Below are 20,945 nucleotides of genomic sequence, written 5' to 3'. Positions count from 1 at the left end.
GCAAATTAAGCAAAATTGTGATGAAAGTCAATTGACAGTGCTAACGGTATCTACGCGGGCTAGATGTCATATTGGCGAATAAGTTTGCATAGCTAGCTTCAGCAATTTGTGCCAATTCAAACAATTTAGTGGTTTGTGTCATTTTAAATCCTCCCAATTAGCTAATTCTTTGAAAAAAAGTTGCTCTTCTTTACTTAAATTGATGCCATTAAGTTCACATTGGCGATTACCCCAACCTAATCCTAGTGACTGTCTCAACTCATCAAATGTATTAAAATTCCATAGCGGTGTCCCACGCAAAAAATTTTTAATCTCCATCATTGCAGTTTTTTTACCTGACACATCAGTGTCATAAACTATTGTGTGTTGTAACTTTATCGCATGAATAATTTTCTGATTTGGAAGATTTAAATCTACTAAAAGATATTTTTTCTCAAACTCCATATAGGCTTTGTATCCCTCTATTGATGAGCGGTCTAATCCATTCATCATCTGTTTATAATCTTGATAATGTTCCTTTTTCCACTGCTCAGGCGTTTTGTACACCCAAAACCCCGCCTGTGTTTCACAGTAGTATTTGTGCATCACTAAAGTCGGTATCAGATCCCAAAACACTAGGTTGTACATCACAAAGGCAGCTAAGCCACCCCACAGCCATGGCTTTTTGTTGTTAGTTTTTGCCCAGCTTGCGGCTTTTTTTGTGATAAATATTGAAACCCACAAATAAACCGCAAAAAACATCAATACCATTAGACCCATCATGCTGCTACCCTCCATTCGTTATCATTCGCCGCTTGTCTATTAATAACATATTTGTTACTATTTGCACTATGAGTTACGTCATCATCTATTACAATGAAGCTTTGCAAGCGGAAATACTCAATCTGCCCGATGGCTTGCTGAGCCGCTATTTGGCATTGACTGACCGCATGGAAGTTTATGGCGCTAACCTTGGTTTGCCGCATACCAAGGCGTTTGGCAGTGGTTTGTTTGAGTTGCGGCTTAAAAGTGCAGAGGGCATTGCCCGCGTGTTTTATTGTACGTTGGTGGGGCAGCGCATTGTGATGTTGCACAGTTTTATTAAAAAAGTGCAAAAGACCCCTGCGCAAGATGTGCATATTGCGCAAACTAGAATGAAGGAGATTAAACATGTTGACACACGCTGAGTTAAAAGCAAAAGCACTGCAAAAACCTGCAGTGCGCGATGAGTATGAACGGCTTAACCGTGAAGAATTTGCAATTTTGGATGAAATGCTGGCAGCACGCCGTGCGGCGGGTTTATCGCAAGCCCAAGTGGCAGAGCGCATGGGCACAAAAGCACCCGCAGTGGCAAGGCTAGAAAGCGCGCTGGCTTCTGGTAAGCATTCACCTAGTATTGATACTTTACGTAAATATGCCACTGCGCTAGGTAAGCGGGTTGTGGTGCATTTGGTATAGCCTTTGCCGCCATCAAGAATTTGAGCATTGGTGACGGCAATTAAGATGTTGTTGCCTACCCCGCCGTTGTGAGCAGCTGCATCAATCATGTCTCTGCCTTATCATCATTATTAGCATTTGCTTGATTTTCTGTCGTTGTTTCTTTCCCCAACAAAACCGCCTCATCCACTGCCAACCCCTTCGGTATCTGATGCGTAATAAATAGAATGGTGACTTTGCCTTTAAGCTGGTTAATGGTTTGTGCAAACTGTTCTGCGGTATGCTGATCCAGATTACTGACCGCTTCATCAAAGATCAGGATATTGGGTTGTCTGAGTAAGGCACGTGCAATCGCCATGCGTTGTTTCTGCCCGCCACTTAAGCCTGTGCCATGTTCGCCAATGTGGGTTTGGTAACCTTCTGGTAGCTTCTCTAAGGTTTCATGAATACCTGCCAGTTGACAGGCTTGAATGATTTGTTCAAAGCTAGCATGTGGGTTAGCTAAAGTGAGGTTGTCGTAAATACTGCCTGAGAACAATAAGGTTTCTTGTGGTACTACACCAAAAGTGTTTCTCAGCTCATTTGCACTTAAGTAGCGGATGTCTTTACCATCTAGCTTGGCTTTTAGTTTGAATTTAATTTGGCCGTCTTGTGGTTGATAGAAACCCAACAGGAGTTTAGCAAGTGTGCTTTTAACGCAACCACTTGGCCCCATGAGTACCGTGCATTTATTGGGCTTGATGGTGATGCTTAAATTACGGTACAGCCAAGGGTGGTTATCTGAATAGCGAAAGCTTACTTGCTCTAGGGTGATTTTACCCTCACCGCCATTATTACCCTCACCCCAGCCCTCTCCCTTAAAGGGCGAGGGAGTATTGGCTCTTGTTGGGATGGGCGAGTAGGGTTCTGGTGGTGCGTCCATTAAATCGCCTAAGCGTTTAACGGCAATATCGGCTTGCTGGAATTCTTGCATTAAACCCATTGAACACCTTTTTTATTTGTTCTCGCTATTATAGGGATTATCAGATTAAATCTATTTTTAAGTAAACCCGTTAACTATTTTTATAGAAATAAGCTTGTATATTGTGAAGTAGCGCTTTTTTCGCCTTTCATTTATTGCACCATACGCAAACTAAATTGTATATTAGATGTTTGAAATAAAAAGGGTGGTTTATGCTAAGTTCTATTCATGGCGTTACAGTGGCTTCAGAGGTGATACAGCTTGCCATTGCGCCTGTGTTTCTATTAATGGGTGTTAGTGCATTATTGGGTGTTCTAACTAGCCGCTTGGGGCGAGTGGTAGATAGATTTCGAGTGTTAAACGAAATCCTTGCTACCATGCAAGCTGAGGATGCTAGGCATGGATACTATCTTCAAGAACTTGATATATTGTCATGTCGTGCTAATTGGGTGCATTGGTCTATCACGCTTTGCACGCTCACACTGTTGTTGGTGGCTGTGGTGATTGGTTTGCTATTTTTAGGATCCGCCATCAATTGGGATTCGTCTTGGTTGGTCTCAATACTATTTATTGTCGCGATGGCGAGTTTGATTTCTGGCTTGGCTTGTTTTATCCGTGAAATATCACTTTCTAAACATGTTTTCCAGCAGATAAAACATAAAATAGTGTCTTAAATGTGCTTAATATGCTGATTTAGTTGATTGTCGTTGCACTTTTGTCTATAATCGCGCGCTTGCTTGGTAGTCTTATCAGGCAAATACAATTTAACCTTGTCACACTGCATCAGTTTCAACCGTTTGTTGATGTGTTTTTATTAAACACATTGATAATGTTTTATGAAAATAAAGCATTTTTGCAGGTGGCTATAATCCATAAGGAGTACTAATGAGACATTATGAACTAGTGTTTATCGTCCATCCGGACCAAAGCGAACAAGTGCCAGCGATGATTGAGCGTTACCGTACGCTTATTACAGCTAGCGGCGGTGCAGTTCACCGCTTAGAAGACTGGGGTCGCCGTCAACTTGCTTACCCAATTCAAAAAATCCACAAAGCACACTATGTGTTAATGAACATTGAGTGCAATCTTGAAGTTTTAGCTGAGCTTGAGCATGGCTTTAAATTCAATGATGCTGTTTTACGTCATTTGTTAATGTCTAAGAAAACTGCTGTAACAGCACCATCACCAATGATGAAAGAAGAAAAATCTAGATCAGTATTAAGCCGTGATGCAGCTCCAGTAGCCGCGCCAGCTGAAGCTGCCACAGAGGCTTCTGCAGCTTAATTAGTAAAACAAGTGAATAAACTGGTGTTGCAAGCAGAAGTTGTGCAAATTGAGCCGCTTCGTTACACGCCAGCAGGCATACCGTTGTTAAGTGTTGTATTGCGTCATGTTTCAGAGCAAGTTGAAGCTGGCATGAAGCGTAAGGTGGAATGTGAAGTGAATGCGGTTGTATTAGGTGACCAACTTTTAGGAAGCCCAGCATTAAAAGGCTTAGAGATAGGCTCACACATTCAGGCGAGTGGTTTTTTAGCCAAACGCAGCCTTAAAAGCACACAACTGGTGATGCACATTAACCATATAGATAGTATTTAGGAGTATTCAAATGGCAAGAGAAATGTACAAACGCCGCCGTTACTGCCGTTTTTCAGCAGAAGGCATCAAAGAAGTTGATTACAAAGATGTAGATCTATTGAAAGATTTCATCTCTGAAAACGCAAAAATCATTCCAGCACGTATGACGGGCACTAAAGCACGTTATCAACGTCAGTTAACGACAGCTGTTAAGCTTGCTCGTTTCTTGGCTTTGCTTCCATACACAGATAAACACCAATAATCGGAGGCTACCATGCAAATTATTTTATTAGAAAAAGTAGGTAACCTAGGTAATTTAGGTGATATCGTTAAGGTTAAAGATGGTTACGGTCGTAACTTTTTGATTCCACAAGGTAAAGCAAAACGCGCTACAGAAGCTAACAAAGCTGAAATCGCTGCTCGCCGTGTAGAGTTAGAAAAACAACAGGCTGAAATCTTAGCTGCTGCGCAAGCACGCGGTGAAAAATTAGCTTCATTCACAATGACAGTGGCTCAAAAAGCTGGTGTTGATGGCCGCTTGTTTGGTTCTGTGACTAACGGCGACATCGCTGAAAGTTTAATTGCTCAAGGCTTTGAAGTGACTAAAGCTTTGGTACGTATGCCAAATGGCCCATTGAAAACAATCGGTGACCATGTGGTTACAGTTGCATTGCATCATGATGTTGTTGTAGATATTACAGTAACAGTAGTTGGTGAAGCGTAATTAACATTCACTTGAAAACCTCAAGTGTTTGAATTAAAAAAGGCTACTTCGGTAGCCTTTTTTATTGCGCTTTTCTAAACTTTGTCTGCTAAGCATGTGGCGATATTGAGTATAATCACTGCATGGCTGACCAACAATTAGATGCATTAAAAATCCCCCCACATTCTGTCGAAGCTGAGCAATCGGTAATTGGCTCTTTATTGCTTGAAAATGAAGCTTTAGATAAAGTCGCCGACATATTATCGCCCAATGACTTTTATAGGCATGATCATAAAGCCATATTTATGCATATTGCCAAGCTGGTAGAGCATAATCGACCCGCTGATATAGTCACTGTTGCTGAGTCATTAGAGAGTACCGCTGAGCTTTCTGGAGTAGGTGGAATTGCCTATCTGGGCGCTTTAGCACAAAGCACACCAACAGCAGCTAATATCAGACGTTATGCCGAAATCGTTCATGAACGCGCAGTGATGCGCCAGTTAGTCGTGGTCGGTTCTGGCATTGCTGAAAGTGCATATTTACCCAATGGACGTAACGCTGAGCAGTTGTTAGATGAAGCTGAAGCAAAAATATTTCAGATTGCTGAAGGTGGTAAAAAGAGCACCCAAGGTTTCGTGGATATTAAAGTTCTACTTCCACAAGTAGCCGACCGCATTGACTACCTTTACTCTAGGGATAACCCATCAGACGTGACTGGCGTGCCTACAGGCTTTGCCGACCTTGATGCGATGACTTCAGGCATGCAAGGTGGCGATTTAATTATTGTCGCGGGTCGACCTTCGATGGGTAAAACTGCATTCTCATTGAATATTGCAGAAAATGTCGCGCTTGATACTAAATTACCTGTCGCGGTTTTCTCTATGGAGATGGGCGGCACGCAACTCGCGATGCGTATGATTGGTTCAGTAGGGCGCTTAGATCAACATCGCATGCGTAATGGTAACCTTGAAGATGAAGACTGGGAAAAGCTAACGACTGCTTTAGGTAAGTTAAATGAAGCTCCTATCTTTATTGATGAAGGCGCAGGTTTAAGCAGCTTCGACGTACGTGCAAGAGCGCGTAGATTGCACCGTCAAACAGGCAAGTTAGGCCTAATCGTAATCGATTACTTGCAATTGATGGCTGCGCCAGCAGGCAGGCAAGGCGAGAATCGTGCGACTGAGATTTCTGAAATTTCACGTTCACTAAAAGCCTTAGCTAAAGAACTCGATTGCCCTGTAGTGGCACTTTCACAGCTTAACCGAAGTGTTGAACAGCGCCCTGATAAACGACCTGTAATGAGTGACTTGCGTGAGTCTGGCGCGATTGAGCAAGATGCTGACGTTATCTTATTCATCTATCGCGATGAAGTATATAACCCAGATAGTCCTGATAAAGGCACGGCTGAAATTATTATTGGTAAGCAGCGTAATGGCCCGATTGGACGTGTTCGTCTGACATTTATGGGCCAACATACGCGCTTTGAAAACTATGCTGGCAGTGGCCACATGGCTGATGAATACTAAAGGCTAGTGTGGCAAAAGCAAAAACCATTTACACCTGCACAGAATGCGGCGCTAGCGAGCCTAAGTGGCAAGGCCAATGCCCAAGCTGCATGGCTTGGAATACGTTAGTTGAAAGCATAGAAGAAAGCAGCACATCGACTAATCGCTATGCCAACAAATTTGAAGGTTTAGCACAAAGTAGCACATTGCAAAAAATTAGCAGTATTAAAGCCGCAGATATCGCGCGTAAGCCGACTGGTATCAGTGAGTTTGACCGAGTGTTAGGGGGTGGCTTGGTAGAGGGTGGGGTGGTATTAATAGGTGGCGACCCTGGTATCGGTAAATCGACTTTACTGTTGCAGGTTTTATGTCATTTAGGAAAATCTAGCCAAGCCATTTACGTGAGCGGTGAGGAATCTCCACAACAAATCGCTATGCGCGCCAAGCGTTTAGGGCTTGATGCAAGTGAAGTCGAGCTTTTAGCCGAAATCAATCTTGAAAAGATTTTAGCGACATTGCAAACGCACAAACCCAATATCGCGGTCATCGATTCTATTCAAACCGTATATTCTGAAGCCTTGCAATCAGCGCCTGGCTCTGTGGCGCAGGTGCGCGAATGCTCTGCACAATTAACTCGTTTAGCTAAGCAATTAGGCATTACCGTCATCTTAGTTGGTCACGTAACTAAAGAGGGCTCTTTAGCTGGGCCGCGCGTCTTAGAGCACATTGTGGATACGGTGTTGTATTTTGAGGGCGATCAAAACTCATCTTTCAGGTTGATACGCGCGTTTAAGAACCGCTTTGGTGCAGTGAATGAATTGGGTGTGTTTGCCATGACCGAGCATGGTTTACGTGAGGTTTCTAATCCATCAGCTTTGTTTTTATCGCACCACGAAGGTGAAGTGGCGGGTAGTTGCATCACTGTGACAATGGAGGGTACACGTCCGCTATTAATTGAAATTCAAGCGTTAGTAGATGAGAGTCATGCGCCTAGCCCAAAAAGGTTATGTGTTGGTTTAGAACAAAACCGTTTAGCGATGTTATTAGCCGTTTTACATCGTCATGCAGGCATTCCTTGTTTTGACCAAGATGTGTTTATAAACGCAGTGGGTGGAGTTAAAATTGCCGAGCCAGCAGTCGATTTGGCAGTGCTACTTTCAATCGTTTCTTCATTAAAAAACAAGCCATTAGATAACAAACTTATAGTGTTTGGTGAGGTTGGTTTGGCAGGGGAAGTGCGGCCTGTGCAAGGCGGTCAGGTGCGTTTAAAAGAAGCTGCTAAATTAGGTTTTACGAAGGCAATCGTCCCTAAGGCGAATGCACCAAAAAGCAAAATCGCTGGGCTGGAAGTGATTGCTGTAGAACGTTTAGAACAGGCTTTAAATCAGCTAAGAAATGGCTAAATCGATTTAGTCTGCGTGTTGACTTTTAGTCATTCGCAATTAAATTGGCACAAGCCAAACCACTTCTTACCGCACCTTCAATGGTCGCTGGGTAGTCGGCATAAGTATAATCCCCAGCTAAATAAAGTCTAGGTTGTAGCGTTTTATTGGTTGGTCTGGCTAAATTTGGCAGGCATGAAAAAGTAGCTCGTTTTTCAGCAATCACTTTGTGCCATAAGGGTTTTGGCATATCTGGGAATACATGATGTAGCTCTTTAGCAATACGCAATGCAAGGTCATCTTGGCTGAGTTTTTGATGCTTGCCTATGGCGCTTATAATCACCGCCAGCAAACCTTTTTGGTCGCAAAGCTGCCCTCTATCAAAAACCCATTGCCCTAATGTGCCCGACAAACCATACATTACCTTTTCTAGTTTGAACTCTGGCGGATATTGTAAATAAATGGTGTAGATGGGTTGATAGCTATATTCTTGCGTTTGTTTGTACACATTCTGTAGCTTGGGGATAGACTCTATAAGTGTATCTAATCTGGCCGCTGGTGCAGCAATGACTACATGGCTAAAATATGCTTTGCCGTCACGTGTGGTTAAGCTAAAGCCATCACCGTCAATTTCAAGTTGGCGAATCCGTCTATTAAGCTTTATATCTGCGCCATTGACTTGTAGGTAGTGCGCAATTGGATTTGCGATGATTTTAGATAAATCGGAGCGTGGTAACAAAAAATCACTATTCTTTTTTCGTGTCGTTAGCGAGTCGTTCGAGAAACTGTCTTTTAAAACATTCAAGAAAATTTGCGTGCTAGCAAAGGCGATTGGCGTGTTAAGTGCGGCTAAGCATAACGGTTCCCATAACATTTCTATAAGTTTTATGGGCTGATTTTGTTCGAGGAGGTAGTCTTCTAATACTTTATCACCAGTAATTTGGAAGCGGATTCGTCTTAAATGAAGCATAAACTTAATCGCCGAGATTAGCTCAGAAATACTAATCCCTTTGCAGGCGATTAAACCAACCAATATGTTTAATGGGCTTGGTAAGTAGTTGGCGGACTTTAAAGAAAAAATTGTCTTCATCGGAGCGGTTTGCAAATTGATTTGCAAAGGCACACGCATGAATGCTTTATCTTCTTCCACACCCACTTTTTGTAATAGTTTTAAAGTCTCGCGGTACGCACCTAATAAGATGTGTTGGCCATTATCTAAAAGATGCATCAGGCTATTATTTTCTACCAATACCGTGCGTGCGCGCCCCCCAAGCTGAGAGCTAGATTCAAACACTGTGACTTGAAAACCTTTTTCAATTAAAGCCATTGCAGTGCTTAAACCTGCGCATCCACCGCCAATGACTGCCACATGCGTATTTGATATATTCATTTAAGTTTTCAACCAAACATTAAAGGCCAGTAGAATCTTGCGTAATGCACCTAGCGAAGTGCGCGAATTTAATACTTTTTGCGCACCATCTACCTTAATTTCACGCAATAAAGTTCGGTAGATTGCCGCCATCATCAACCCTACACGCTGATTTTTACGGTCTTCGGTAGGTAATTCACGTAAAGCTCGGTCGTAATAAGTCTCGGCACGTTCAATTTGGTGATCTAACAGGTTTTTAACGGCCTCTGATTCACGGCTATGCAAAATGTCGTCTTCTGTGACTTTGAATTGTGCTAATTCATCTAATGGTAAGTAAATGCGGTTACGGCGTGCATCCTCACCAACGTCACGAATAATATTAGTCAATTGAAATGCCATGCCTAAATCATGTGCATATTTAAGGGTTTTACGATTTTTAAAACCAAGTATTTGTGCTGTGAGTAGACCAACGACACTGGCAACGCGATAACAGTAAAGCTGTAATTGCTTGAAATCTTCGTAGCGATTGAATTTTAAATCCATCTCCATGCCATCGATGACTTCTATAAAGTGTTCTGCATCAAGCTGGTACGTTTTAATGGGGTTTAATAAAGCCTTAGAAACTGGATGTTGTGGTTTTCCGTCATACAGACCTTCAATTTCTGTACGCCACCAGTTAAGCTTAGTTTGCGCGATCATAAAGTCGGTGCATTCATCTGCAATGTCGTCTACTTCACGGCAGAAAGCGTAAAGTGCAGTAATTGCCTCGCGTCTGTCTTTAGGCAAAAACATAAAGCTGTAGTAGAAACTTGAGCCGCTTTTAGCGGTTTTTTCTTCACAATATTGCTGTGGCGTCATTATCTTTTTTATACTTTCATCAACGCTTTAAAAAATACGATTAACCAATCACCATAATTGAGGGTCGGTCTAAAGTTAAATATATCACCATTCACTTTATTTATCTTGGCAATGATGCGTTCGCCCCCTGCAATAATCATGCGCATCTCAAAGCCAATGCGGCCAGTTAAAATGCGGCCAAGCGGTTTTCCTGAGTAAAGCAGGGCGTTAACTCGGTGTAGGTTGAAGAGAATAAATTGTTGCCAATTTTCATCTATCTCTTGTGTACCATCTACAAAATCTTGAATTTGTGACTCAGTGATATTAAATGCCGCCATTTCATCTTGGCATAAATAAATACGTTGTTTGCCGTCATTTTTCTTAAAATCAATCGCAATATCTTGTATGAAATTGATGATTTGCAATGCCGTGCAGATGTTGTCTGAGAGTTTGATGTTATTAGGATTGGATTGACCGTAAAGATGTAACAATAATCTGCCAATCGGGTTGGCTGAACGCGTGCAGTAATCTAGTACTTCGTCATAATCCGCATAGCGCGTTTTAGTCACATCTTGGCTAAAAGCATTTAGCAAATCATAAAATGGCTCAAAAGGCAGTTTTTTAGCCTTAATCATTGCACCTAATGCATTGAAAAAGCTAGATTTTGGCTTGATATACGCCTGTAACAACTCTAATTCATTTCGAAAGCCGTTAAGCAAATCTATACGTTGCTCAATGTTTAAATCACCTTCATCCGCAAAATCATCGGCTTGGCGAGCAAAGCTGTAAATTAAGCCTATTGGCTCACGCAAATATTGCGGTAAAAATACTGAGGCGACTGGAAAGTTTTCATAATGGCTGTTTGCCATTTCCAAACTATTATTGACGATACCCATATTGGTATGGATGTTGGGGGAATGCATGTCTGTCATGGTGTGAGTATGCCATAAACTTGATATTTTTTTATGACGAAATGAACTTTATAAGTTGATTTTGAGAGATTTAAATGCCTGACATAAGAAAGTTATTTAGCTACTTTTTTTATCCTTCTTAGTGAGTACCTCTTAGGTGTAATTGTGAGATTAGAGGCGTTGAGATTAAATACAACACAGTTAATCAACCATAAGGAGAAGTGCAATGAGTTCGAAACCGTTTCAATATAAAAAACAGGCTATTAAAGATTCTCAGCCGTCGATGAATGTAGCTGGCGTTCCTGCTTGGCTTGGCGACACATTTATATCTGCAGATGCGGATAAACGAATTTGTGCCGGCTTCTTTCGTTTAGAGAAAGGTAACGCTCTGAATTACAGCTACGATTATGAAGAGATGAAAATTGTTGTAGAAGGTACATTTATTATTTCTGATGATACTGGCCAACAAGTGACTGCAACCGTGGGTGATGTACTTTATTTCCCATCTGGAAGTAATATTAAGTTTGAAACGCCTGACTATGCAATTGGCTTCTTCTGCGGTCAGCGCGTGCCACTATAGTGTTTTGTCATTATATTTTTTTGTAAAAAACACATCTGCAATGCTATCAAAAGTATTGCAGATGCTATTTTCTTTATGGCTTATAGAAAAACTCTACGTGCCTGTAATTGGGTAGGTTCCCACTTTAAGTGTTCGTAATAACCTAACGCTTCTTTATTCTCAATATCTACCAAAAGTTGCGCACGTGTTGCGCCATTCTCTTTTGCCCAATCTAATGTCCGCTGAAGCAGTTTTTTGCCTATTCCATGCCCGCGGTAGGAGGAATGAATGACCATGTCTTCAATCCATGCCGAGGCTGCGCCTTGTGCAGTGGAGATGACTAACTGAGCAGTCACCATACCAACTACTTTTCCAGTAGTATTCTTAGCCACTTGTACGGTCGCCGTGTCGTGATTTTTAACGATTAACTCAAGCCCTTTTCTTTGTTTAGATAAGTCTGGGTTAAAGTCTTTTTCAATCGTAAATAAATCTGATAACAAGCTGACCAAGTCATCAATGTCAGACTCACTTGCTATTTGATAGTTAATATTTTCCATAATTACAGTCTTAACTTACTCTTCAAAATTTTCTCTGTCTGGTGCATCGTAATGAATAATGGCTAAAAACTTAATCGGCGTTTCAATCAAGTTTTCAGGTCGGTGTGGAATTTCGCCTTGAAAAGTAAGGGAGTCGCCTTTGTTAAGTACGAAAGTATCTTTACCTACTCTATACTCGAGCGTGCCTTCAAGCATGTGGATAAATTCAGTACCAGGATGTTCAAAAGCAGGAAACTCTTCACAAGAGTCTTCAAGGGAGATCAAAAATGGTTCAAAGGTTTTGTGTGGGCCTTGGTCATAAGCTAGCAATTGATAGGTATGGCCAACTCGCGTGCCTCTCCTAACAACTTCCATACCTTCGCCTTTTTTAACAAGCTGTGCTGCACCACGCGGTAGGTTGTAGTTTTGAAATAGCTTGGAGAGGGTAACTCCTAAAGCGTTGGCTAACTGCTCTAAAGTTTCTAAGCTGGTCGCTGCAAGGCTATTTTCAATCTTACTGAGCATGCCACGACTTATTCCTGCACGTTCTGATACATCTGCAATCGTTAGATTATGCTCTAACCTAAGTTGGCGTATGGTTGTGCCCAAATGCCTTCCTAGCGATTTATTACGCTCGTCTACTTTTACATCTTCTGTTTCTTTTTTTGTAGCCATTTTTTGCGTCCTAAGCTATTAATAGACCGAATACTACAAGAGACTTCGCCTTACTTGTAAATTCTTTTATTCACTAAAGTTGCAGAAATTATAACAAACATTCGAAAAAGTTTCACTCAGGTAATAATAGTTAATGTAAAATTAAAAATTATGTTTCTTTAATGTATGCATTTAATGCCTATTTGAAAGAGATTAATTATTAGGAGAGTATTGTGAGTGAACGTATTGTAATGAGAACTGGTGAGGCGTTGGTAGCAGGCGGGCCTCCAGGTACGGCAGCAGAACCCGAGGTTATTATAGGTGAATTAGATGGGCCAGTAGGCACTGCAATTGCTACTTTGACCGGTGATCAAGTTGCAGGGCACACACGTGTTTTTGCTTTGTTGAATACAGATATTCAAGTAAGACCAGTGACATTGATGGTGAGTAAAGTGACTGTTAAAGAAACTAAATATACCAATATTTTGATGGGTACTGTACAGGCAGCAATCGCTAATGGTGTTCTAGATGCAGTTCGTGCAGGTGATATTCCTAAAGAGCGTGCTAATGATTTGGGTATTATTGTTTCGGTTTGGTTGAATCCGATGGTGACAAAAGACGATAAACTAGACCATAAAATTTTGTTTGATATTCATCGTAAAGCCACTGCAATGGCAATACACAAAGCCATGAACAATAAACCTGATATTGATTGGTTGCTTGATAATCAAGACAAAATTACTCATAAGTATTATCAAATGGGTTTAGACAGTAAGCTCTAATTATTTTCATTCTTAGTCTGTTTTTGAGTCTCAGCCCAGTTGAGGCAAGTCTTAAGTAATTCGGTTAACAAGGGCTTAACTTTCATTGCTAGCTCTGAATCGTATTTATATGGAAAATTTTCTTCCATATAAATACATTGGCTCATTTCCAGCTGTATTGCATGTATGTTCATACATGGCATTCCATAATGCCTAGTGATGTAACCACCCTTAAAACGTCCATTGAATACATGGCTATAATTTTTTGCATGAATTGATTCATGCATGGTTGCTGCTAGCGCATTTTGTAATGATGTGTCGCAAGAGCTTGAATCTACGGTACCAAAATTTAGGTCTGGTAATTGCCCACTAAAGAATCTTGGTACATGAGATGCAATCGAATGAGCATCCCACAATATCACCACGCCATGAATAGCATATAGCCTTTGAATTTCTGTGGCTAATTTTTGGTGATAAGGTTGCCAATATTGTTTTATGCGACTTTCTACCTCAGCTTCATCTGGCTGTTCACCCTCCAAATAAATGGCACTTTTAGCAAAGGTATCAATAGGGCATAAGCCTGTCACGTCCTGTCCGGGATAAAGTGAAGTATTGTCGGTTGATCGGTTTAGATCTATCACGTAGCGTGCATACTCTGCGGATATGACAGAAATATCAAAGTCTTTCGCCATGTCATATAGGATGGGTAAATGCCAATCAACATCTGCTAATTGCAATGCTTCTGGCGTAAGTCTGCTCTTAATATCTTTAGGTATGCCTGTTCCAACATGTGGCATAGAGATAAGTAGCGGAGAGTTTCCGCTGTAAAAATCATATGTTTTATCCATCGCTACCATTCCTTTTACTAACATCCCTTTTATACATTCATTAATACTACTTTAGTAGTACTTCTAAGTTCCTAATACACCTAACTTACTAATATATATAGTAATCATACTATGTCTCAAGGTAAAGTTTCATTATGATTAAAAAAGTTTCATTTATCCATTGACAGGCAATATTAGGATATGGCTTAATACGTCAACAAAGTTTCATACAGATTAAAAAAGTTAATGAAACGTAATGATTGGCCACGAAGGCTTTAGTTTCTTTAAAGATTAATAATTAGGTTTCATGGAGTTAAGAAATGCCCTTAAGATTACTTAAATTCGCACTATCAAAAGAGCATCCAGCACCGCGCTTTTTTAAGTCACACGAGACCCCTAAAAAATCCTATGACGTAGTGATTATTGGCGGCGGTGGTCATGGTTTAGCGGCTGCGTATTACTTGGCTAAAGATCATGGTATTACTAATGTATGTGTGCTTGAAAAAGGCTACATTGGCGGTGGTAATACAGGTCGCAACACGACTATCGTTCGCTCAAACTATCTCACACCAGAAGGCGTTAACTTTTACGATGCCAGCGTCAAGATTTACGAAGGTCTATCTGAAGAATTAGATTTAAATCTATTTTATTCAACACGCGGTCACTTCACGCTTGCACATACTGAATCAGCCATGCGGACGATGAGATGGCGCGCTGAAGTAAACAAGCACGTAGGCGTAGAAAGCCGCGTAGTTGGCCCTGATGAAATTGCTAAGGCTTGCCCTCAGTTAGATTTAAGCTGTAGCGGTCAAGCGCCAATCTTAGGAGCTTTGTTTCATGCACCTGGTTCAGTAGCTCGTCATGATGGTGTGGCTTGGGGCTATGCTCGCGGTGCAGACCGTTTGGGTGCTGAAATTTATCAAAACACAGAAGTGCTTGGCATTGATGTTAAAAATGGCAAAGTCTGTGGCGTTAAGACGAATAAAGGTTATATCGAGACTAAACAAGTACTTTCAGCAGTGGCTGGTTTTACGCCACGCATCACTGAAATGGTTGATCTTGAAACGCCGATTGTGATTCATCCATTACAAGCTTGCGTAACGGAGCCTATGAAGCCTTGGTTAGATACCATTTTGGTTTCAGGTAGCCTGCATGTGTATGTTAGCCAATCTTCTCGCGGTGAGTTGGTGATGGGTTCATCGCTAGACCCGTACGAAGTGCATTCAACGCGCTCTACCTTAGATTTCGTAGAAGGTCTGACTTCGCATATGTTAGACATGTTCCCATTCTTATCCAATGTAAAAGTAGTCCGTCAATGGGCAGGTATGGCAGATATGACGCCAGACTTTGCACCAATTATGGGTAAAACGCCGATTGAAGGTTTTTATTTAGATGCTGGTTGGGGTACTTGGGGTTTCAAAGCTACGCCTATCAGTGGCAAAACCATGGCACAAACTATCGCAAATGATAGTGCACCCGATTTAATTCACTCATTCCGCTTGTCACGTTTTGAAGATTACGAACTGACTGGCGAAAAGGGTGCAGCATCAGTAGGTCATTAATGGCTTATTCATGCAAATTAGATAATCAGAGGAATATGAAATGAAATTACTCACCTGTCCAATGAATGGAACAAGACCGCTAAGCGAGTTTGTCTTTGGCGGCGAATACCGCCAAGCGCCCGATCAAGATACTTGTACTGATGCGCAATGGGCTGCTTTTGTGCACAACCGTAGTGGCGCACCTGGCGACAAAAAAGAGTGGTGGTATCACTCACCAAGCGGTACTTGGTTTATTGCAGAGCGTAATACGCTGACAGATAAAGTGACTCGTACTTATCTTCTTGGTCAAAACAACACAACGCAGGAGGAAGGTAAATGATGTTTCGTACACCCAAGCAAGTCGGGGAATGGGTTAACCGAACTAAAAAAATCAACTTCACTTTTGAAGGTGAAGAATTTTCAGCATTTGAAGGCGATACTATTAGCAGTGCATTATGGGCTGCTGGTCAAAAAGTATTAGGTCGTAGTTTTAAATATCACCGTGCTCGCGGTGTGTTGAGCTTAGCTAACCATGATGTGAATGTACTTGTCACTGACGGTATAGATACTAATATTCGTGCTGATGTTGTCGAAGTGAAAAACGGCATGGTATTGACCGCGGTGAATACCAGTGGCGGCGTTAAAAAAGACAAAAATAGCTATATTGATTCAATTTCACCGTTATTACCGGTTGGTTTTTACTATAAAGCTTTCCATACGCCACGGCGTTTGTTTCCATTCTGGGAAAATGTCATCCGTAAGGCTGCGGGTTTAGGTGTCGTCAATTTTGACTATCCTCGTATCTTAAAACGTAAAACACATTCACATTGTGATGTGTTAGTGATTGGTGCTGGCCCAACTGGTTTGACTGCAGCTTGTACCGCAGCCGAAGCAGGTCTTGAAGTGACGATAGTAGATGAAAACCTTCAGCTTGGCGGCAGCTTAGGCTATAACCGTGCTGGTGATACAAGCGTTATGTCAAGATTGGATAACTTGATAAGTAAAGTAATAAGTCTACCAAACATTAAAGTAATGAGTGGTTCTTATGCGGCTGGTTACTATCCAGATCATCTAATTCCAATTGTAAGTGAAGCAGGTATCAATAAGGTACGGGCTAAATCTGTCATTGTTGCCAGCGGGGCATTTGAGCAGCCACCAGTATTCAGATACAACGATTTACCTGGCGTGATGCTAGGTTCTGCGGCGCAGCGTTTGTTGTATCGCTATGCAGTAAAGCCATTTAATAATGGCATCGTCGTGACAGCTAACGATTACGGTTATCGCGTTGCATTAGATTTATTGCAAGCGGGCACCAAGATTGTAGCTTTGGTAGATATGCGCCAAACAGGAAGCATTGTCTATGCCGCCGCACTTGCAAAACGTGGTATCAAAGTCTACATTGGTCATTGCGTTTATGAAGCGATTGCCTCTTCAGATAAATCTGGTGTTCGTGGCGCAGTCATTTGTCCATATGACGAAAAACAAAGCGTTGCCTTAACTGATAAACAATTCACACTTGAATGTGATGGAATAGCCATGAGCGCAGGCTGGGCACCAGCAGGGGCTTTGCTGTACCAAGCTGGTACAGGTATGCAATTTGATTATGGTGTAGAGCAATTTGTACCTAGTCGTTTACCAAATGGCATGTTTGCAGCAGGTAAAGTGAACGGTATTTTTGAGCTTGAGCAACGTTTGCGCGATGGTGTACGTGCTGCCAATGATGCGATTCGTCATTTAGGTGGGCAAGCTCCACAAAATGATGTTGAGAAGCATGTGGGCATTTCTCCAAGTCATGCTTACCCAATGGTGCCTCATCCTAAAGGCAAAAACTTTGTCGACTTTGATGAAGATATTCAAATTAAAGACTTTGTGAATGCGGCTAAAGAAGGCTTTGACAATATTGAGTTGATGAAGCGTTTTACTACGGTGGGCATGGGTCCTAGCCAAGGTAAGCATTCCAATATGAATGCCATTCGAATCTTAGCTAAAATCCGTGGTTTGCCAGTTGAGAAAATTGGTACAACAACATCAAGACCATTCTTCCACCCAACGCCAATCGGGCATTTAGGTGGGCGCGGCTTCCATTCACATCGTTTGACATCATTACATGATTGGCATCAGGCAAACGACGCAGTATTTACCGATATTGGCGCATGGAAACGTGCGGCTTATTATCCTGCGGCAGGTCAATCTAAAGAAGATGCCATTCAAACAGAAGCGTTCGCAGTTCGCAAAACAGCCGGCATCATTGATGGTAGCTCATTCGGTAAGATTGAGATTCATGGCCCTGATGCAGCTTTGTTCTTAGAGCGCTTTTTCACTGGTGTATACACAGATCAAAAGGTTGGCTCTTGCCGCTATGTGATGTTGCTTGATGAGACAGGTGTAGTGATTGACGATGGTATTGCAAGCCGCCTTGCGGATGATTTGTTCTATCTTTCTATTGGTACATCCAATGCAGCCGCTGTTTACCGTGAAATGCAACGCTCACAACAAATGTGGCAACTCAATATTGGTTTGGTCAATGTCACAGGTGCTTTCGGTGCTATCAATATTGCTGGGCCAGCTGCTCGCGAGATTCTATCAACGCTTACCGACTTAGATCTTTCATACGGGTCATTCCCAATGAGCAGTGTGCGCGAAAGCCAAGTCGCTGGCGTAGAAACACGCATGATTAGAGTGGCTTTCGTGGCAGACAATGGCTATGAGTTGCACGCACCGATGGGACAAATACCACACCTTTGGAATGCCTTAATAGAAGCAGGTAAAAAACATGCTTTGTGTCCTTTTGGCAGTGATACGCAACGTCTGTTACGCCTTGAAATGGGTCACGCAATGCCAGGGGTTGATACCGATGGTTTAACTAATCCATTTGAAATTGGCGCTGACTGGGCAATCAAAATGGATAAACCTTACTTCATTGGACAAAGAAGCTTAACAATTTTAGCTAAACGCCCATTAAGAAAACAACTGGTGCCTTTTGTTTTGGCGGAAAACTACAAAGGTGAAATGCCTATGGATTGCAACTTAGTAGTCGATGGACGCGATATTTTAGGCCGTGTAACAAGTATTAGTTACAGCAAATATTTAGATCGTTGCATAGGTTTTGCCTACGTGACACCCGCTAGAAAAGAAGTAGGTAGTGTATTTCAAATTCGTGCAGATAGTGGCTCGTTGGTAGCAGCAACCGTGGTTAAAAGCCCATTTATTAAGACTTTAAAGGGAGCATGATATGCAACAGTATGACGTCAAAAGTATCATCCAAACATCACCTGTAGCGCATGCTCAACCAAGAGAGTCGGCTAAATGGGAAGTGGTTAACGGCATGAATACCGCCGTGGAATTTGCTAGTGCCACGATTGAAAATGCTAGAAAAAAAGTTCTAGGTGTTGCTGATGTTAGCTGTTTAGCAAGGTATGGCGTAAAAGGCCCCAATGCAACGCAATGGTTGCTTGAGCGTGGAATCGCGATTCCCACCACGCCAAACTCATGGACGATCTGCGAACAAAAGACACTGGTTTTGCGCCTCGGATCAAGTGAGTTTTTAATTGAAGATCAATTAGGTGGATCTGCTTGTAGCAGATTAGCCAGTGATACCACTCGTGTGGCAAGTGTTTTTAAAGTGCCACGTGCAGATGCTGCTTTTATTGTAAGTGGTAGCGAGGCTCTTAACTTGCTTTCAGAGCTTTGTTCACTCGATTTACGTGAAAAATCACTCGCTGCAAAAGATCTCATTATGACCCAAGTAGCGGGGATATCAGCAACACTGATACGCCAAACACTCAATGGTGAGCCAGTTTATCGCATTTGGTGTGATGGTACTTACGGACCTTATATGTGGGAAGTACTAATAGAAATTGCTACAGAGTTAGGTGGTGGTGCAGTGGGGCTTGCCCAGTATCAAAGCTCTTAGTATCAAAAATGAAATTTATAAACAGAACAAGAGCTTGCGATTAAAAATAAAGCTAGTGCTGAGAAACCGTTGGAGATGACTTAATTTAAGGTTGATGTATCTATAGTTTAGATACATTGGATTTTCAGGGAGAAATGAATGAAAACGTTTGATGAAGCAAAAAAGTTTTTAAAAGATAATGATGTTAAGTACATCTTAGCTCAGTTTGTTGATATACATGGTGTTGCTAAAGTTAAGTCAGTGCCTGCCGAACATCTCGGCAGCATTCTTAAAGGTGGCGCTGGTTTTGCTGGCGGCGCAATTTGGGGTATGGGCATCGCGCCAAATGGTCCAGATTATATGGCGGTGGGTGACCTATCAACCTTGACATTAATACCTTGGCAACCTGGGTATGCGCGCATTGTTTGTGATGGACATGTCAATGAAAAACCTTACGGTCACGATTCACGTGTGGTACTCAAGGCTCAAACTGATCGTCTTGCTAAAAACGGCTGGATTCTTTACACAGGATTAGAGCCTGAGTTTTCTTTACTGCGTAAAGATGAGAAGGGTGCTATTCACCCTTATGACTCAACTGATACCTTACAAAAGCCTTGTTATGACTATAAAAGCATGTCAAAACAATCTGCGTTTTTAGAGCGATTAACTGAAACTTTAATTGCCGCTGGTTTAGATATTTACCAAATCGACCATGAAGATGCAAACGGTCAATTTGAGATCAATTACACCTATGCAGATTGTTTAAAAAGCGCTGATGATTACTTGATGTTCAAAATGGCTGCTAGCCATATTGCAAATGAGTTAGGAATGATTTGTTCGTTTATGCCTAAACCATTCGGCAATCGTCCAGGCAATGGTATGCATATGCATATGTCAATTGGTGACGGTAAAAAAAGCTTGTTCCATGATGACAGCGATACAACAGGACATGGTTTATCAAAACTAGCCTATCACTTTATGGGCGGTATTCTTGCCCATGCACCTGCAATCACAGCGCTAGCTTGCCCAACTATTAACTCATATAAACGCCTTGTTGTGAGTCAGTCCCTCACAGGCTCTACATGGGCGCCAGCGTATATTTCATACGGCAATAACAATCGCTCAACCATGGTACGTATTCCGTATGGTCGTTTAGAGCTGCGCTTGCCAGATGGTAGCTGCAACCCTTATTTAGCCACAGCGGCAGTGATTGCTGCAGGTCTTGATGGTGTTAAACGTGAATTACACCCTGGCGCTGGTCATGCCAATAATCTTTATGATTTATCACCTGCACAAATGCGTGAGCAGGGCATCGGAATATTGCCACAAAGTTTGGGTGAAGCAATAGATGAATTTGAAGGCGATAAAGTCATTCGTGATGCATTGGGTGACTCTCTATCAGAAGAATTTATCAAAATTAAGCGTGCGGAATCGATGGAATATCAGCGCCATGTTTCTGATTGGGAAATCAATCGCTATGTAGAGTTTTTCTAGGTTTTAGTTACTGGTTTTATTG

General features: G+C 41.9%; 24 protein-coding genes. 16 read left to right on the top strand and 8 right to left on the bottom strand.

The window, feature by feature from the left end:
- Positions 1-138 precede the first annotated feature (138 nt).
- Positions 139-762 (bottom strand): hypothetical protein, encoded by a 624-nt coding sequence (locus PSV17_RS08480; RefSeq protein WP_300481531.1) that lies wholly within the window; start codon positions 760-762, stop codon positions 139-141.
- Between the two features lie 68 nt (positions 763-830).
- Between PSV17_RS08480 and PSV17_RS08475 the strand changes: the two genes are divergently transcribed.
- Positions 831-1,166: a type II toxin-antitoxin system RelE/ParE family toxin gene (locus PSV17_RS08475; RefSeq protein ID WP_300481529.1), complete on the top strand. Its 336-nt coding sequence runs from the start codon at positions 831-833 to the stop codon at positions 1,164-1,166.
- Positions 1,150-1,437, top strand: coding sequence for a helix-turn-helix transcriptional regulator (locus PSV17_RS08470; protein ID WP_300481526.1), 288 nt, complete (start codon positions 1,150-1,152; stop codon positions 1,435-1,437). The genes PSV17_RS08475 and PSV17_RS08470 overlap by 17 nt, the downstream gene beginning before the upstream one ends.
- An 85-nt stretch (positions 1,438-1,522) precedes the next feature.
- Here PSV17_RS08470 and PSV17_RS08465 read toward each other — a convergent pair whose 3' ends face one another.
- Complete coding sequence (locus tag PSV17_RS08465) at positions 1,523-2,398, bottom strand: ATP-binding cassette domain-containing protein (RefSeq protein WP_300481524.1); 876 nt, start codon at positions 2,396-2,398, stop codon at positions 1,523-1,525.
- Positions 2,399-2,589: 191 nt separating this feature from the next.
- Between PSV17_RS08465 and PSV17_RS08460 the strand changes: the two genes are divergently transcribed.
- From PSV17_RS08460 to radA, 7 genes are all read left to right on the top strand, one after another.
- On the top strand, positions 2,590-3,051 hold the full coding sequence (locus PSV17_RS08460) for a DUF2721 domain-containing protein (RefSeq protein ID WP_300481522.1): 462 nt from the start codon (positions 2,590-2,592) through the stop codon (positions 3,049-3,051).
- Between the two features lie 211 nt (positions 3,052-3,262).
- Entirely contained in the window at positions 3,263-3,661 is a 399-nt protein-coding gene (rpsF, locus tag PSV17_RS08455; RefSeq protein WP_300481520.1) for a 30S ribosomal protein S6, read from the top strand.
- A gap of 12 nt (positions 3,662-3,673) precedes the next feature.
- Positions 3,674-3,973 carry a primosomal replication protein N gene (gene priB, locus PSV17_RS08450; protein WP_300481518.1) on the top strand — a complete coding sequence of 100 codons (300 nt, stop codon included), beginning with the start codon at positions 3,674-3,676 and terminating at the stop codon, positions 3,971-3,973.
- 10 nt (positions 3,974-3,983) lie between these two features.
- Positions 3,984-4,214, top strand: a complete 231-nt coding sequence (rpsR, locus tag PSV17_RS08445; RefSeq protein WP_013148128.1) for a 30S ribosomal protein S18 — start codon at positions 3,984-3,986, stop codon at positions 4,212-4,214.
- A gap of 12 nt (positions 4,215-4,226) precedes the next feature.
- Positions 4,227-4,676, top strand: coding sequence for a 50S ribosomal protein L9 (gene rplI / locus PSV17_RS08440; RefSeq protein ID WP_300388938.1), 450 nt, complete (start codon positions 4,227-4,229; stop codon positions 4,674-4,676).
- A 122-nt stretch (positions 4,677-4,798) separates the two neighbouring features.
- Positions 4,799-6,181, top strand: a complete 1,383-nt coding sequence (dnaB, locus tag PSV17_RS08435; RefSeq protein ID WP_300481515.1) for a replicative DNA helicase — start codon at positions 4,799-4,801, stop codon at positions 6,179-6,181.
- Between the two features lie 8 nt (positions 6,182-6,189).
- Positions 6,190-7,563 carry a DNA repair protein RadA gene (gene radA, locus PSV17_RS08430; RefSeq protein WP_300481512.1) on the top strand — a complete coding sequence of 458 codons (1,374 nt, stop codon included), beginning with the start codon at positions 6,190-6,192 and terminating at the stop codon, positions 7,561-7,563.
- A 25-nt stretch (positions 7,564-7,588) separates the two neighbouring features.
- On the opposite strand, the gene hpnE is transcribed toward radA, so the two are convergent.
- Genes hpnE through hpnC form a run of 3 tightly spaced genes read right to left on the bottom strand, consistent with a single transcriptional unit; the run spans position 7,589 to position 10,680 of the window.
- Positions 7,589-8,932: a hydroxysqualene dehydroxylase HpnE gene (gene hpnE, locus PSV17_RS08425; RefSeq protein WP_300481509.1), complete on the bottom strand. Its 1,344-nt coding sequence runs from the start codon at positions 8,930-8,932 to the stop codon at positions 7,589-7,591.
- Complete coding sequence (hpnD, locus tag PSV17_RS08420; RefSeq protein WP_300481508.1) at positions 8,933-9,769, bottom strand: presqualene diphosphate synthase HpnD; 837 nt, start codon at positions 9,767-9,769, stop codon at positions 8,933-8,935.
- 8 nt (positions 9,770-9,777) lie between these two features.
- Positions 9,778-10,680, bottom strand: coding sequence for a squalene synthase HpnC (hpnC, locus tag PSV17_RS08415; protein WP_300481506.1), 903 nt, complete (start codon positions 10,678-10,680; stop codon positions 9,778-9,780).
- Positions 10,681-10,885: 205 nt separating this feature from the next.
- Here hpnC and PSV17_RS08410 point away from each other — a divergent pair, with 205 nt between their 5' ends.
- Entirely contained in the window at positions 10,886-11,239 is a 354-nt protein-coding gene (locus PSV17_RS08410) for a cupin domain-containing protein (protein WP_300388947.1), read from the top strand.
- An 80-nt stretch (positions 11,240-11,319) separates the two neighbouring features.
- Here the strand turns inward: PSV17_RS08410 and PSV17_RS08405 are convergent, their stop codons facing one another.
- Complete coding sequence (locus PSV17_RS08405) at positions 11,320-11,775, bottom strand: GNAT family N-acetyltransferase (protein ID WP_300481504.1); 456 nt, start codon at positions 11,773-11,775, stop codon at positions 11,320-11,322.
- Between the two features lie 15 nt (positions 11,776-11,790).
- A complete protein-coding gene (locus PSV17_RS08400; RefSeq protein WP_300481501.1) occupies positions 11,791-12,429 on the bottom strand; it encodes an XRE family transcriptional regulator in 639 nt (212 codons plus the stop codon).
- A 212-nt stretch (positions 12,430-12,641) separates the two neighbouring features.
- Between PSV17_RS08400 and fae the strand changes: the two genes are divergently transcribed.
- Positions 12,642-13,190 (top strand): formaldehyde-activating enzyme, encoded by a 549-nt coding sequence (gene fae / locus PSV17_RS08395; RefSeq protein WP_300481498.1) that lies wholly within the window; start codon positions 12,642-12,644, stop codon positions 13,188-13,190.
- Here fae and hutG read toward each other — a convergent pair.
- The gene (gene hutG, locus PSV17_RS08390) at positions 13,187-14,017 is read right to left on the bottom strand and encodes an N-formylglutamate deformylase (RefSeq protein WP_300481496.1); all 831 of its coding nucleotides are present in this window, start codon (positions 14,015-14,017) and stop codon (positions 13,187-13,189) included. The genes fae and hutG overlap by 4 nt on opposite strands.
- A gap of 299 nt (positions 14,018-14,316) precedes the next feature.
- Here hutG and PSV17_RS08385 point away from each other — a divergent pair, with 299 nt between their 5' ends.
- The 5 genes from PSV17_RS08385 to glnT all read left to right on the top strand — a co-directional run bounded on the left by PSV17_RS08385 (position 14,317) and on the right by glnT (position 20,923).
- On the top strand, positions 14,317-15,558 hold the full coding sequence (locus PSV17_RS08385; RefSeq protein ID WP_013148116.1) for an FAD-dependent oxidoreductase: 1,242 nt from the start codon (positions 14,317-14,319) through the stop codon (positions 15,556-15,558).
- Positions 15,559-15,598: 40 nt separating this feature from the next.
- Positions 15,599-15,877 (top strand): sarcosine oxidase subunit delta, encoded by a 279-nt coding sequence (locus PSV17_RS08380; protein WP_300481495.1) that lies wholly within the window; start codon positions 15,599-15,601, stop codon positions 15,875-15,877.
- Entirely contained in the window at positions 15,874-18,768 is a 2,895-nt protein-coding gene (locus PSV17_RS08375) for a 2Fe-2S iron-sulfur cluster-binding protein (RefSeq protein ID WP_300481493.1), read from the top strand. The genes PSV17_RS08380 and PSV17_RS08375 overlap by 4 nt, the downstream gene beginning before the upstream one ends.
- A 1-nt stretch (position 18,769) precedes the next feature.
- Positions 18,770-19,450: a sarcosine oxidase subunit gamma gene (locus PSV17_RS08370; RefSeq protein ID WP_300481491.1), complete on the top strand. Its 681-nt coding sequence runs from the start codon at positions 18,770-18,772 to the stop codon at positions 19,448-19,450.
- 138 nt (positions 19,451-19,588) lie between these two features.
- Positions 19,589-20,923, top strand: a complete 1,335-nt coding sequence (gene glnT, locus PSV17_RS08365) for a type III glutamate--ammonia ligase (RefSeq protein ID WP_300481490.1) — start codon at positions 19,589-19,591, stop codon at positions 20,921-20,923.
- The last annotated feature ends 22 nt before the right edge of the window (positions 20,924-20,945 follow it).

Source organism: Methylotenera sp. (genome assembly GCF_029946165.1).
Lineage (GTDB): Bacteria > Pseudomonadota > Gammaproteobacteria > Burkholderiales > Methylophilaceae > Methylotenera.
This window is presented reverse-complemented; position numbering and strand designations above follow the sequence as displayed.